Source organism: Arthrobacter sp. CG_A4 (genome assembly GCF_035985125.1).
GTDB lineage: Bacteria > Actinomycetota > Actinomycetes > Actinomycetales > Micrococcaceae > Arthrobacter.
Genome location: NZ_JAXCID010000062.1, coordinates 1 through 14,318 on the forward strand (window position 1 = coordinate 1; position 14,318 = coordinate 14,318).

Consider the following 14,318-nt stretch of genomic DNA (forward strand, 5'->3'; position numbering starts at 1 on the left):
ACGCAGCGACTCGACAGCATCAGCGGAAATGGGCATACATCATGTTCCCACCCAAAAACCGATTAGTCGTACTTATTTATGGGCGTGTCCTAAGGACGTCACCGGCGCCAAGCCGGTGACCCTGACCGTGGGCACCTTCAATGAGTTCGGCTACGAGTCACTCTTCGCGGAATACGAGACGTTGAATCCGAACGTCACCATCGAGCATAAAAAAGCGGCCACCACCAACGAGGCCCGCGACAACCTCACCACCCGGCTGGCCGCCGGATCCGGCCTGTCCGACATCGAAGGCGTTGAGGTGGACTGGCTGCCCGAGCTGTTGCAATACCCTGACCGCTTTACCGATCTGAGCGACCCGGCGGTCGAGGGACGGTGGCTGGATTGGAAGGCCGATGCCGCGAAGACCGCTGACGGGAAGCTTCTGGGCTATGGCACGGATTCCGGGCCCGAGGCCGTCTGCTACAACGCCGAGCTGTTTAAGAAGGCGGGCCTGCCTACCGAGCGCGGGGAAGTCGCCAAGATGCTGGGCGGGACCTGGGAGAGCTACTTCGAGGCCGGCAGGAAGTTCAAGGCCGCCAATCCGGGCGCTGCATGGTTCGATTCCGCGGGGGCCATCTACCAGGGCATGAGCAACCAGCTGGAGAAGGCCTATGAAGAAAAGGACGGCACTGTCATTGCCACGGATAACCGGAAGGTGAAGGACACCTACAACCAGGTGCTGAAGGCGTCCACGGAGGACGGACTGTCGGCCCACCTCAAGCAGTGGAGCGACGACTGGGCCGCCGGCTTCCAGACCAAAGCGTTCGCCACCACCCTTTGCCCGGGCTGGATGCTCGGCGTGATTGAAGGCAACGCGGCCGGGGTCACAGGCTGGGACGTGGCCAACGTCTTCCCCGGCGGCGGCGGCAACTGGGGCGGCTCGTACCTGACGGTCCCCACCCAGAGCGAAAACCAGGCCGAGGCCAGGAAACTGGCCGGCTGGCTGACCGCCCCCGAGCAGCAGATCAAGGCCTTCACCGCGAAAGGCACCTTCCCGAGCCAGAAGCAGGCCCTGGAAAGCAACGAATTGCTGGGCAAGACCAACGCCTTCTTCAACGGCGCCCCCACCGGCAAAATCTTCGCCGAACGGGCCAAGGCCGTTGACGTGACCCCGTTCAAGGGCACCAAGTTCTTCGCCATCAACGACGCTATGCAGCAGGCCCTCACCCGGGTGGACGTCGACAAGACGGACGACGCCGGCTCCTCCTGGGAGAAGTTCGTCACCGCCGTAAAGTCCCTGTAAGCCATGACCGTCACGGACCGGGTCAGGCCCCGTAGCGCCGGTGGTCAGCCAACGCCGCCGGGCGGCGGCAAAAGCGTCCGCCGCCTGGCGTTCTCCCAGCAGGTGTCCAGATGGGACGTGAAGCTGTCCCCGTACCTCTACATCTCCCCGTTCTTCATCCTGTTTGCCATCACGGGTTTCTTCCCGCTGATCTACACGGGCTGGGTGTCGCTGCACAACTGGAACCTCATCGGCGGCCAGGGGAAATTCACCGGCCTGGAGAACTACGGGTTCGTCCTGGCGCAGCCGTACTTCTGGAACGCCGTGGGCAACACGCTCAGCATCTTCCTCCTGTCCTCCGTTCCCCAGGTGGTCTTAGCCCTGGTGATAGCGGCGGTGCTGGATGCGAACCTGAGGGCCAGGACATTCTGGCGGATGGGAGTCCTGGTGCCGTTCGTCGTCGCGCCCGTCGCGGTGGGGCTGATCTTCAACAATCTCTTCGCGGACCAGTTCGGCCTGATCAACGAGATTGTGAAGGGCCTGGGGTTTGATCCTGTCCGCTGGCATTCCGAGTCACTCGCAAGCCACACGGCAATCGCCACCATGGTGAACTTCCGCTGGACCGGCTACAACGCGCTCATCTTCCTAGCAGCCATGCAGGCCATCCCGCGGGATGTGTTCGAAGCCGCAACGATCGACGGCGCCGGCCGGCTGCGGCAGTTCTTCTCCGTGACCGTTCCGATGCTGCGGCCGACGGTGATCTTTGTGGTCATCACCTCCACCATCGGCGGACTCCAGATCTTTGACGAGGCGCGGGTATTCGACCAGTCCGGCCTCGGCGGGGCGGACCGGCAGTGGCAGACCCTGACCATGTACATCTGGGAACTCGGCTGGGGCCAGCGGAACTTCGGCCGGGCCTCCGCCGTGGCGTGGCTGCTTTTCTTGATGATCGTGCTGATAGCCCTGTTGAATTTCTTCATCACCAAGCGCATTGCAAGCCAGGGAGGCCGCAAATGAGCTCAATCCCCATGATCGAACAAAGCGCTGGAAAGGGTGCAGCCCGGGCCGCGGCGCGGAAGGCCGGTGCCGTCCAGGCCGGGGCCCGGCGCGGACCCGGGCCCGGCGCCGGACGCAAGAAGGGCTCCTCCAGCGTCCGCCGGCCCGGGCTCCTGACCTACGGTTTCCTCGGTGCCGTCCTCCTCGCGTCCCTCTTTCCGCTCTATTGGTCCTTCCTCGTCGGCAGCCATGACAACACCGTCCTGAGCCGCGGCATCCCGCTGCTGCCGGGCGGCAACTTCCTCGCGAACGCGGCGAAAGTCTTCGACAGCATCCCGTTCTGGAAGGCAATGGGCAACAGCCTCATCGTCTCCGGCGTCACGGCGGCCTCCGTCGTCGCGTTCTCCACCCTCGCCGGGTTCGCCTTCGCCAAGCTCCGGTTCCGCGGGAGCAAGGGGCTGCTGGTCTTCGTCGTCGCCACAATGGCGGTGCCGACGCAGCTGGGTGTGGTCCCGCTGTTCATTGTGATGGCCAAGCTGGGCTGGACCGGCTCCCTGTGGGCCGTCATCATTCCCGGCGTGGTCACGGCGTTCGGCGTTTTCTGGATGACCCAATACCTCCGGGATGCCCTTCCGGACGAGCTCATCGAGGCGGTCCGGATGGACGGGGCATCCATGATCCAGGCTTTCTGGTACCTGGGATTCCCGGCTGCCCGGCCCGCCGCGGCCATGCTGGCCTTATTCACTTTTGTGGCCACCTGGACGAACTTCTTCTGGCCGTTTATTGTCCTTGACCCCTCAAACCCCACCCTCCCGGTAGCGCTGCAGCTGCTTCAGGCCGCACACTTTGTGGACTACTCGGTGGTTTTGGCCGGTGCCGTCCTGGCCACTGTCCCGCTGCTGCTGCTGTTCATCGCCGCAGGCCGCCAACTCGTCTCAGGAATCATGCAAGGAGCAGTTAAAGGATGAACACCACCCCGCTAGCATTCCCCGAGGGCTTTCTCTGGGGAGCGGCCACGGCCGCTTACCAGATCGAAGGGGCAGCCCACGCCGGCGGCAGAAAGGATTCCATCTGGGATACCTTCGCCAGGGTTCCCGGTGCGGTCGCCGACGGCCACAACGGTGATATCGCCTGTGACCACTACCACCGCTCCGGCCAGGACGTGGAGTTGATGAAATCGCTGAACCTGAAGGCGTACCGGTTCTCCACGTCGTGGGCCCGCTGTATGCCGGACGGCAGGACGCCCAACCCGGAGGGGATCGCGTTCTACTCCCGTCTGGTTGATGAACTGCTGGCCGCAGGCATCACCCCCTGGCTGACGCTGTACCACTGGGACCTGCCGCAGGCGCTGGAGGACGACGGCGGCTGGGCCAACAGGGAGACCGCCCGGCTGTTCGCCGCATACACTGCCGTGATGCACCAGGCCCTTGGCGACCGGGTCCGGATCTGGACCACCCTCAATGAACCCTGGTGCTCGGCATTCCTTGGCTACGCGTCCGGGGTCCACGCCCCGGGCCGGCAGGAACCGGCCGCCGCCCTTGCGGCAGCACACCACCTCCTGCTGGGGCACGGGCTTGCCGCTGCGGAACTGCGCCGGCGCGACCCGGCTGCGAGCCTGGGCATTACCCTGAATCTCACCGTCGCGGACCCGGCAGATCCCGATGCTGCGGGCGACCGGGATGCGGCCCGCCGGATTGACGGGCTGCACAACCGGATCTTCCTCGATCCGCTCTTCCGCGGCGAGTACCCCGCGGACGTCCTGGCCGACGTCGCCGGACTCGGCTTCGACGCCGTCGTGCAGGACGGTGACCTGGCCGTCATCTCGGCGCCCATGGACCTGCTGGGCGTCAACTACTATCAGGGCGAGGCCCTCACGAAGGCGGCGGGCCCCGCCGAACACCGGGGCCGCCCGGATGCCGTAACCACGACAGCGCAGGCCGCGCCGGCGTCGGACGTCCGGCCGGAGGCATCTCCCTTCGTAGCAGCCGACGGCGTGCACTCGGTGCCGCGCGGACTGCCGGTGACCGGCATGGGCTGGGAGGTCCAGCCCGAGGGCCTGTACCGGTTGCTCATGCGGCTCCAGCGCGAGTACACCGGTCCGGCCGGCATCCAGATCTACATGACGGAAAACGGTGCCGCCTACCCGGACGCCCCCGACGCCGACGGCTTCGTGGACGACCAGGACCGGCTGGCCTTTTTTGACGCGCACCTGCGCGCAGTCCGGGATGCGATCGACGGCGGCGCGGACGTCCGCGGCTATCTCGCCTGGTCGCTGCTGGACAATTTTGAATGGGCCTACGGTTACCACCAGCGCTTCGGACTGGTCCGGGTGGACTACGAGACCCTGGCACGGATCCCCAAGGCGAGCGGCCTCTGGTACGCGAAAGTGGCGGGGGCGAACGCCGTACCTGCAGCCCAAGGCTGATCCCGTCAGGCTGATCCCGTCACGGGGGAGGCCGGGGATGTCGTATTCTCAAAGTGATGAGCGAACAGACCCGCCCGAGTCTCCGGGCCGAACCGGCCCGGCCCAGCCCCACCCTTGAAGACCTGGCGAGGGCGGCGGGCGTGTCCCGGTCCACCGCCTCGCGGGCCATCAACGGCGGTTCCCGGGTCAGCCCGGAAGCCCAAGCGGCCGTTGACGGCGCGGTTGTTGCCCTTGGCTATACCCCGAACCGGGCGGCCCGCAGCCTGGTCACCCGCCGGACCTCATCCATCGCCCTGGTCATCAACGAACCCGACGCCCGCGTCATGATGGACCCGTTCTTCGCCGCCGTCATCACCGGGGTGACGGAGGCACTGCGCGAGACCGACATGCAGCTGGTCCTGCTGATGTCCCGGGCGGGCGGCGATCCCTCCCGGACGGTCCGCTACCTGCGCGGCGGTCACGTCGACGGAGCCATAGTGGTCTCGCATCACCAAGCCGATGGCTGGACCGAAGAGCTCGCCGCTTCCGGGCTGCCTACCGTGTTCATTGGACGGCCGTGGAATACGGGCCTCGGCATCCACTACGTCGACGTGGACAGCTTTCAGGGCGCCCGGCTTGCCGCGCTTCACCTGGCGGCCGCCGGGCGCACCCGGCTCGGAACCATCACCGGCCCGCTGGATATGACGGCGGCCGCGGACCGGCTGGCCGGCTGGCACGCGGGTCTCAGTGAAGCCGGGCTGCCGCCTGGTCCGGTTGCGCACGGAGACTTCACCGCCGCCGGCGGCACCGTGGCCGCCGAACAACTGCTGGCCCAGGACGGCCGCCTGGACGGCATCTTTGCCGCTTCCGATCTCACGGCCCGCGGCGCGATCATGGCCATCCAGGCCTCGGGGCGTGCAGTCCCCGCGGATGTCGCCGTGGTGGGTTTTGACGACCACCTCCCGGCGCCGGGCGACCTGCCGCTGACCACCATCAACCAGCCGATGGTGGAAATGGCCGCCCGGGCGGGCCGTCTGCTGCTCGCGGACATCGAAGACCCGGGGGCCGGCCGGGATCCGGTCATCTACCCGGCCCGGCTTGTGGTGCGGGCAAGCAGCACACCGCAGGCCGGCCAGTAGTCATTTTCGTTAGTTCGTCGGGGGCCATACGGAGCCTGGACCTTTTCGCGCCGGGGTCCTGGCCAGCGGGACATGCCCATTCTTCGTACCCGGGACTGGGCACAGTGGCACTTTGTCCATCCGCTGGCCCCGGCGCGGGGCATGTCCCCTTGGGTCGGTATCCAGTCGGGGGGACATGCCCATTCTTCGTACCCGGGACTGGGCACAGTGGCACTTTGTCCATCCGCGGACCCCGGCGCGGGGCATGTCCCCTTGGGTCGGTATCCAGTCCGGGGGACATGCCCATTCTTCGTACCCGGGACTGGGCACAGTGGCACTTTGTCCATTCGCTGGCCCCGGCGCGGGGCATGTCCCGGAGCCCGGCCACCGCGCCCGGACCCCGACGACCTAAAGAAATTGCCCACTAGCCTCCGGCGGCGCGTGGATACCGCCGTCGTACACCTATGGCGCGGGTGCCGGCAGTGGTTAGATGAAAGCGTGGAAGGGACAAGGCTCGACACAGCGGGACCGACAGATGGCGCAGCAATGCCGAAGACCGACTTTAAGAAGGAGCTCGACAGCTACCGGGCTGACTTCCATAAGTTCCGCATCGTCCAGGTCCCCGCACTGCAGTACCTCATGATCGACGGCCACGGCGATCCAAACACCAGCCCGGAATTTGCCGACGCGATTGCTGCCCTCTACCCGGGCGCTTACGGGCTCAAGTTCGCCAGTAAGCGCCAGCTCGGCAGGGACTATGTTGTGATGCCGTTGGAGGGCCTATGGTGGGCGGACGACATACGATCCTTCACCTCGGCCCGCGACAAGGCCACATGGAACTGGACGCTCATGATCATGGTTCCGGCCTGGATTACCCGCGAAATGTTTGTGGCGGCCGTGACCAGGATTGCCGCCGGCGACCCGCCGGCAAGCCTCGACAGGCTGCGCCTCGAGACCCTCGAGGAGGGCACTTGCGTCCAAACCCTGCATATCGGGTCCTACGACGATGAGGCTGATGTTCTCGACCGGATGCACCACCAGTTCATCCCGGCGCACGGCCTGCGTATGGTCAAGAAGCACCACGAGATCTATTTCAGCGACTTCCGCAAAGTTGCTCCCGACAAACTACGGACCGTACTCCGGCACCCTGTTGAACCCGACTGAGCATGCCCCAACCGCACGTATGTGGGGCTGCCGACGGTCCGGCTCACGGTTTGGGCTGAAACTCCAAAGCCAATCCCTCGCGCTGCGCGTGGAAACCCGGTCATCGCCGATCCCCGAACCGCCCGCCGGCCCGAGGTATTGCTGGCCCGGCCCGTCCAAAGGATGGTGCTGCTCCTGATCTTTCGCTGCCCGCCACCGGCAGAACTGGCATGCAGCCGCAATGGAAAGTACCGTCGTCGTAAGAAAAGATTCGCAATCGGGCAGGGGCTGCATGGCTAAGAACAGCAAAAACCGGAACAAGGGCAAGGGATCCGCCCGCACGATCGGCCCCGGTTCGCAGGGTTCCGGATCCGTTTCCCTGAGCACGTTCCGGGCCGGCCGTGCCCTGGATGCGCTCACGCCAGCGTTCGTCCAGTGGTTCGACGACGGCTCACCCGGCGCTGCCGCTGCCGCTGTGGGATGCCTGAAGCAGGTTGAAGCCGTGATGGGCCGCTATTTTGAGGGCACGGCCGCCGCCGAGGTGACAGGCTTCGTGGGAATTCCCTTGGCGATCGCGATCTCGGCGGAGGTTGCTGCCGTTGCTGACCGTTCGGCCGGTTCGGCCGGAGACATGGCGGACGTCGAGAACGCCGTCTTTGTCGTGGATTCAGTCCGCGCCTACGTTGATTTCCTGTCCGAAACGGGCCGGTGGAGTGGCCCGGCGGAACAGCTGGCCGAAATCATGGAGTTCTTCGACGACCTCGCGGAGGGCGACGACGGCCATCAATATCTTGAGGTGCCCGATTTCCCGGACGAACAGGCGCTGGAAGTCTTCTCTGGGCTGCCGCTGATCCAGCAGGCAACGGCGCTGTTGGAGTGGATCGGAGACGGGAAGCCCGTCACCGGCACCGGGGCGCTCCGCCTGCGGGACATCGAAGCGGCGGCTGCCTGTGTGGGCGTCGCCGTCAAAGGCGCGGCCGGCAAGGGCACGGATTCCCCGCTGCCGGGCACCGCGGGTTCGGCGGAGGACGTGCCAACGGTCCGGAGCATGTACGAGGTGCCGCAACTGGCGCAGATGTGGGCTGCGCTGGAAGCCGCCGAGCTGATTGAGTTCACGTCAACTAAGGTGGTGCCGTTCGAGGATTCCGGCGCTTTCCTGACCGGCGGGACTTCGGAGCGGCTGGAGGAACTGGTGTTTTTCGTTGACCAGTATCTGGAGACCGCGGTGCTCGGATGGGACCCGGAACAGCCGTGGGAACAGCTGGTCTCCGGGTTGCAGGCGTCGATCCTGCTCGCGGCGGCAACCGCTGATCCGCCGGAGAAGGCGAGGGTCCTGGCCGCCCCGGACAACGCGCCGGCGGTGGAAAAGGCGATGGCCGGCCTGATCACCGGCATCGCCGTGCGGCGTCTGGAAGACCTCGCCGGGCTGGGGCTGCTGAGCATCGACACACACTTCCGGGTGCCGCCGGCCCTGATCCGCTGCGTCGCGAACGTTTTCGACGACGAGTGGGTGCAGGCTGACCTGGGCATTACTCCGGCCCCCGAATATGCCGGTCCGGAGCCGGTGGAGGAGAGCCCGGTTGTACGGCAAGCGCCGGCGCCGGTAGAGCGGAAGGTGGTTATGCGGCAGGCGCCAGCGCCGGCGGAGGCGGCGCCGGTAGCGCGGCAGACGGCGGCGCAGCAGGCTGCGGCGCCGGTTCTGCAGCTGAAAATCATGCTCGACGACTCAACGCCGCCCATCTGGCGGCGTGTCCTGGTTCCGGCCGGCATGCCGCTGTCTGAGCTGCACCAGGTGATTCAGGCGCTGTTCGGCTGGTACGGCTATCATCTGCACCAGTACCAGGCCGGGGGATTCCGCGGCCCCACGTACGCGCCGGCAGACCCGGACGGCAGGGACGATCTCTACGGCGACTCTTCCCTCGACGAGGCGGCCGTGACAGCCGGCGAACTGCTGCCGGACGTGGGCAGCACCCTGAGCTACACCTATGATTTCGGCGACAACTGGGTGCACGTGATCACGGTGGAAAAAATCCTGGCGAACGACGGCGGCGGGCGGCTCCCGCGGTGCACCGCGGGGCGCGGTGCGGCGCCGGCGGAGGACAGCGGCGGCATGTGGGGCTGGACGAATATCGTCCAGGCGGTTAACGACCCGGGCCACGAAGAGCACCAGGAGTACCGGGAGTGGCTGGGCATGCGGCCGGGCGACTCGCTGGACCCAAAGGCCTTCGACACGGAGGAGGCCAACCAGGGCCTGGCCAAATTGTTCTGACGGCTGACGGCGTCCGCAGCCCGGCCACCACTGACGATCGATGCTGTCAATTGACGTGCACCGTCGCCGCCGGCCTAAGCCGTGCGGCCGTCAGCGCTGAAGTCCCGATGCTGAAAAGTGTTGAGTGTCGCACCACCGCGGAGTAGCGTGACAGCAGGTGTCAACACGCATCACACGGACTCGGGAGCGATCATGGCATATGTGACATGTCGACTGGTTGCCGTCGCGGCGGCTCTGGCGCTGAGCGTGACGGGCGGCGCCGTCGCCAGCCCCGCGTTCGCCGACCCGCGGGAGACGGTGAAGACACCGACCGCCACCGGGTCCGGCGGGGCCGTGAGCACCGTGGACCCGGAGGCATCCGCCGCAGCGATTGAGGTCCTCCGGAAGGGCGGCAACGCGGCGGACGCCGCCGTCGCCGCTGCGGCGACCCTCGGCGTGACCGAGCCGTACAGCGCCGGGATTGGCGGCGGCGGCTACTTCGTGTTCTACGACGCGAAAACCGGCAAGGTCGGCACGATCGACGGCCGCGAGACCGCACCGGCAGCGACGCCGCGCGATGCGTTCATCGATCCGGCGACCGGCCAGCCCTACCGCTTCACGCCCGAGCTCGTCACGAGCGGGGTCTCCGTCGGCGTCCCCGGCACACCTGCCACGTGGGAGCGTGCCCTCGACCGGTGGGGCACATTGAGCCTCGGCGATGCCCTCAAGCCTGCCATCAAGGTGGCGTCCCGGGGCTTTGTGGTCGACGGGACGTTCCGCCAGCAGACGCTCGATAACAAGCTGCGTTTCGAGGCGTTCACCTCCACGAGCAAACTCTTCCTGCCGGGCGGCGACGCCCCCGCCGTCGGCAGTCTCTTTCGCAACCACGACCTCGCCGAGACGTACAAGCTCCTTGCGAAGAAGGGCGCGCGCGGCTTCTACGCCGGCCCGCTCGCGGCGGAGATCGCGTCCACGGTCCAGGCGCCGCCGAAGACTGCCGGAACCACGCTGCCCGTCCCGGCCGGTCACCTGACGACGGCAGATCTCGCCGCGTACCGCGCCCTGGATCAGGCACCCACCCACGTGGAATACCGCGACCTGGACGTCTACGGCATGGCGCCGTCGAGCAGCGGCGGCACCACCACCGGCGAGGCGCTGAACATCCTGGACACCGTCAACCTTTCCGGGATGCGCCCGCCCGGCGCCCTGCACCACTACCTCGAGGCGAGCGCACTCGCCTTCGCGGACCGCGGCAAGTACGTGGGCGACCCGGCGTTCAACAAGGTCCCCACCGCCGCGCTGACCGACCCGCTGTTCGGCAAGGAGCGGGCCTGCCGGATCGACCCGCTGCAGGCAGCCGCGAAGCCCGTCGCGCCGGGGGAGGTGTCCGCGTACGACGGCGCGTGCCCGGGCGCCGCCGCGGCGCCCGCCGACTATAAGGACACCGAGAACATCTCGACGACCAACCTGACGGTCGCGGACAAGTGGGGGAACGTGGTGGAGTACACGCTCACGATCGAGCAGACCGGCGGCTCCGGGATGGTGGTGCCGGGCCGCGGCTTCCTGCTCAACAACGAGCTGACCGACTTCTCCACCGTGTACAGTCCGACCGACCCGAACCGGATCGAGCCGGGGAAGCGCCCGCGCTCGTCCATGTCGCCCACCATCATCCTCAAGGAGGACAAGCCGTTCCTGGCGCTCGGCTCGCCCGGCGGTTCGACCATCATCACCACCGTCCTGCAAACGATCCTGAATCGGGTGGATCTGGGCATGAGCATCTCCGAAGCCATCGCAGCACCGCGTGCCTCGCAACGGAACACGGCAAGGGTCACGGCCGAGCCGGAGTTCATCGCGGCCTACGGAAACCAGCTGGCACCGTACGGCCACCAGTTCACGCCGTCGGGTGACGCGTTCACCTCGGCGGCAGAGATCGGCGCCGCGACCGCCATCGAGTTCCTTTCCGACGGGCGCATGGTCGCCGCGGCCGAGCCGGTGAGGCGCGGAGGCGGCTCGGCGATGGTGCTCAAACACTCACCGAGGTAGGGCCCTGTCCGGGGGTGCGGCTTTCATGCGAGCATTGGGGCATCACCGAAAATGCACTGGGACGGGACCCGATGAAATCCAACGAACTGCTGCTGGACGCCTTCGGGCGGATCCGTGAGGCCGTGGCCGCCGCTCTTGGAGGGCTCGACGACGGATCCCTGCTGCGTCGGCCCGCCGGCAGTGGAAATTCGCTTGCGTGGCTGATCTGGCACCTCAGCCGGGTAGAGGACGCACAGTTGGCTTCCGCCGCAGGCCTGGAACAGGTCTGGACCTCGCAGGACTTTGTGGGCCGCTTCAACCTGCCGCTTCCCCAGGACGACACCGGCTATGGCCACACAAGCGGGCAGGTCGACGCCGTTAAGGCCCCGCCGGAGCTTTTGCTCGAATACTACGACGCCGTTCACCGGCAGACCACGGAGTTCCTGACGACCCTCGGCGACGAGGACCTCGACCGTATCGTCGACACCCGCTGGGACCCGCCCGTCACGCTCGGGGTGCGGCTGCTCAGCACCATTGCCGATTGCCTCCAGCATGTGGGACAGGCTGCGTATGCCAAGGGATTGGACCCCGCCCGCGCAGTCTAGGGCGCGCTGGTGCCGGTCGTCCCGGGACCGGGGCCGGCAGGACCGGTCGTCCCTGTGCCGGGGCCGACAGTAACTGCCGCCGCAACCAAACGATCGAAGCTGGCGGTCCCGTTCTCCGGAGGCACTACGGTAAAAACCGCAACCCATTTCTCGGAGGGATTTCTCTCCAGCGTTGAAGCCCGGGCCACACGCAGGGTCAATCCGGGCACCCCGCTGACCACGAGCGGAAGCTTCTCCCCGCTCTTGGCCAGGCGACGGAATTCCTTGACCGACAATTGGTCACCGGGGGTGTTTGTCACCTCGGCGATGGTGTCGTTTACCCTCTTCGTCAGGGCCCGCGTGAATGTCCTCTGACTCAAGACCGCAGGAATCGTGAGTATTGCCGGGAGGATGATCATGAACAGCAAGACGGCACCAAAGCTTCTGAGGCCGGGCACGAAGACCATCAGGATCAGGCTCAGAATCAAGCCAACGATACTGAGCAGGACGAACCTGACCACAGGATTTTCGCCTGGTTTCTTCGACCACCGAACCAGAGCGACGTTATTTTTACGGAACCTGTCCTGCAGCGATTTTTCCATGATTAGTACCCCTTCACTTCCATCAGTGCTTCGGCCAGGATGACTGCCTCGCGTGCTTCCTTGAGATCGCTCAGCAGACCCATGTCCGGCAATGCTGAGGTGGCATCGGTTGAACCGGTGAGGGCTGAAAAGATGCTGCTCAGCTTTTCCTGGTCCTGCGACAGCATTCGGGACGAATTCAGTTTGACCCTGCTCAGTTCAAGCTCCAGCAGGGACTTGTCGATCGCCGCGCGACGCCTTTGCATGACGGATATCTTTTCCGTAAGGCGCTGGACCCGGCCGCGGAGCATCGATTCCATCTTGATTGCCATGTCGTGGAGCTCGCTCAGATCGGTATACGACTGTGCCGGCCCGGAGTGCCGGGCGAGCTGCCAGCTGACGTAGTGGCGCCGCCGTTCCCACTCCCCGACGGCGGCTTCGTGTGGACCCACAAGCAATGAGACGGCTGCCAGCGCTTTGTCCAAGGACCCCGCCCGCGTGTTCAGCCTTGTTGTGGCGGTGTCCAGCCGCGACACGAATGCGTCGTAGTTGTCATGGGCCGTGGTGCTCTGGGGTTTCATCAGCCACCCGCACGCTGTGGCGCCGCGCCGCCCAGGCAATCCAAGCCAGGACGGAGGGGAATCTCCCGCCGGTGTGTGCCCCCAACTCTCATGGCAAGAGAATAGATGCTCCGGGCGCGTTGTCATAGAGTCCGGCGTCGTCTGCGCCCGGAACTCCAGGGCGTCCGAAGGAATTGGCGCGGACCTTGACACTGACGATCGCGGTGCTGGGCCCCAAAAGTCCAGGCTGCGTACCGGGTGGCCGGGCCCCACTGTGCATCGGCCAGATCCGCCCCATCGCGGCCCGGAGCAATTTGCGACTCGTCGGGTTTCGGCCGTGCTGGAAACGGCCGCCAGCGCAACCGCGGGCAGGGTTCCCCGGAGGAACAGCAACGATATTTCAGGCTGATGCCCTGCAGACCGCTGAAGATAAGGGGGTGGTTGCCACCGGGCAGCCGCCCCCCTTCAGCAACCCGTTGTCCGGGAGACACGGAGGGCCTAGGATGTGGCTGCAGCCCCACTCTGGGGAACACTTCCGGGACTTGCCCTCAAGAAGTTTCCGGCACATCGTCGGATGCCCCAGTCCTGGACAACACTGGATGGGAAAGACTATGGCCAAGTATCTGTTCGAAGCTAACTACGTGGGCGAGGGCATCAAGGGCCTCATGCGCGAAGGGGGAACGAAGCGCCGTGATGCGCTCGTCGACGCCCTCAAATCCGTGGGAGGATCGCTCGAATGCTTCTACTACGCCTTCGGGGAGACCGACGTGCTGGGGGTCTTAGAGGTCCCACAGCCGTCCGACGCCGCCGCGCTGTCGCTTATGATCAACTCAACGGGCTCTGTGAACGTGCGTCTGAAGCCGCTCATGACGCCGGAGGATCTTGACGACGCGGCAAAGAAAACACCGACATACCGGGCTCCAGGGCAGTAGGGCGCCAACCGCAGCCGACATTCCGGTCCGCGCCCTGCTCTTCACACTGATCGCACGGGTGACCGCGAGGGCGGCAGCCGGGCGGATAGCTGTCCGGCGTCGTCCGGGTTGCCGCCCAGTTCGCAGAACCAGGTGACCCGGAGGCGGAGGGCGCCGCTCCCAACGTGCAGGGCGAACGGTTTTTTGTACCGCGGCATTTTGTGCCGCGGCGTTGCGATTACCCGCTTCTGACTGCAACGCGGGGTCAGATATGGCCCGTTATGCCCTGTTGGATGGGCCGTATATGACCCCGCGTTGCTGTTGGCGGGGCTGTTGCTGCTGGCGGGGCGTTTGGGGGCGTCAGTGGTCAGGCTGTTGTCGGCCCCGGCTGGCGATCCGGAGGATCTCGGCCCGTTGGCTGTGTTGGCGGTGGTGGTTGCGACGGCGGCGGCGGCGGCGGGGCGGGGGCGGGTCCGGTGACGTTCGGCCC

At 66.3% G+C, this 14,318-nt stretch carries 11 protein-coding genes and 1 pseudogene; 10 read left to right on the top strand and 2 right to left on the bottom strand.

The features are described 5' to 3' along the window. Nucleotides 1-100: 100 nt before the first annotated feature. The 9 genes and pseudogenes from RCH07_RS18010 to RCH07_RS18050 all read left to right on the top strand — a co-directional run. Nucleotides 101-1,282, top strand: a pseudogene (locus RCH07_RS18010) (ABC transporter substrate-binding protein); the annotation flags it as partial. Between the two features lie 3 nt (nucleotides 1,283-1,285). Further along, a complete protein-coding gene (locus tag RCH07_RS18015) occupies nucleotides 1,286-2,278 on the top strand; it encodes a carbohydrate ABC transporter permease (protein WP_326968864.1) in 993 nt (330 codons plus the stop codon). After that, entirely contained in the window at nucleotides 2,275-3,225 is a 951-nt protein-coding gene (locus RCH07_RS18020; protein ID WP_326968865.1) for a carbohydrate ABC transporter permease, read from the top strand. The genes RCH07_RS18015 and RCH07_RS18020 overlap by 4 nt, the downstream gene beginning before the upstream one ends. Beyond that, entirely contained in the window at nucleotides 3,222-4,682 is a 1,461-nt protein-coding gene (locus RCH07_RS18025) for a glycoside hydrolase family 1 protein (RefSeq protein ID WP_326968866.1), read from the top strand. The genes RCH07_RS18020 and RCH07_RS18025 overlap by 4 nt, the downstream gene beginning before the upstream one ends. Nucleotides 4,683-4,738: 56 nt before the next feature. Then, on the top strand, nucleotides 4,739-5,800 hold the full coding sequence (locus RCH07_RS18030) for a LacI family DNA-binding transcriptional regulator (protein WP_326968867.1): 1,062 nt from the start codon (nucleotides 4,739-4,741) through the stop codon (nucleotides 5,798-5,800). 525 nt (nucleotides 5,801-6,325) lie between these two features. Further along, nucleotides 6,326-6,943, top strand: coding sequence for a GyrI-like domain-containing protein (locus tag RCH07_RS18035; RefSeq protein ID WP_326968868.1), 618 nt, complete (start codon nucleotides 6,326-6,328; stop codon nucleotides 6,941-6,943). A gap of 271 nt (nucleotides 6,944-7,214) precedes the next feature. Continuing rightward, entirely contained in the window at nucleotides 7,215-9,191 is a 1,977-nt protein-coding gene (locus RCH07_RS18040; protein WP_326968869.1) for a plasmid pRiA4b ORF-3 family protein, read from the top strand. A 192-nt stretch (nucleotides 9,192-9,383) separates the two neighbouring features. Continuing rightward, entirely contained in the window at nucleotides 9,384-11,213 is a 1,830-nt protein-coding gene (gene ggt / locus RCH07_RS18045; protein ID WP_326968874.1) for a gamma-glutamyltransferase, read from the top strand. Nucleotides 11,214-11,284: 71 nt separating this feature from the next. After that, a complete protein-coding gene (locus tag RCH07_RS18050) occupies nucleotides 11,285-11,797 on the top strand; it encodes a mycothiol transferase (protein ID WP_326968870.1) in 513 nt (170 codons plus the stop codon). Here the strand turns inward: RCH07_RS18050 and RCH07_RS18055 are convergent. Together RCH07_RS18055 and RCH07_RS18060 are read right to left on the bottom strand one after the other, a co-directional pair. Then, on the bottom strand, nucleotides 11,794-12,378 hold the full coding sequence (locus tag RCH07_RS18055) for a hypothetical protein (protein ID WP_326968871.1): 585 nt from the start codon (nucleotides 12,376-12,378) through the stop codon (nucleotides 11,794-11,796). The genes RCH07_RS18050 and RCH07_RS18055 overlap by 4 nt on opposite strands. A 2-nt stretch (nucleotides 12,379-12,380) precedes the next feature. Beyond that, nucleotides 12,381-12,938, bottom strand: coding sequence for a hypothetical protein (locus RCH07_RS18060; protein ID WP_326968872.1), 558 nt, complete (start codon nucleotides 12,936-12,938; stop codon nucleotides 12,381-12,383). Between the two features lie 590 nt (nucleotides 12,939-13,528). On the opposite strand from RCH07_RS18060, the gene RCH07_RS18065 reads away from it, so the two are divergent. Further along, the gene (locus RCH07_RS18065) at nucleotides 13,529-13,849 is read left to right on the top strand and encodes a GYD domain-containing protein (protein ID WP_326968873.1); all 321 of its coding nucleotides are present in this window, start codon (nucleotides 13,529-13,531) and stop codon (nucleotides 13,847-13,849) included. The last annotated feature ends 469 nt before the right edge of the window (nucleotides 13,850-14,318 follow it).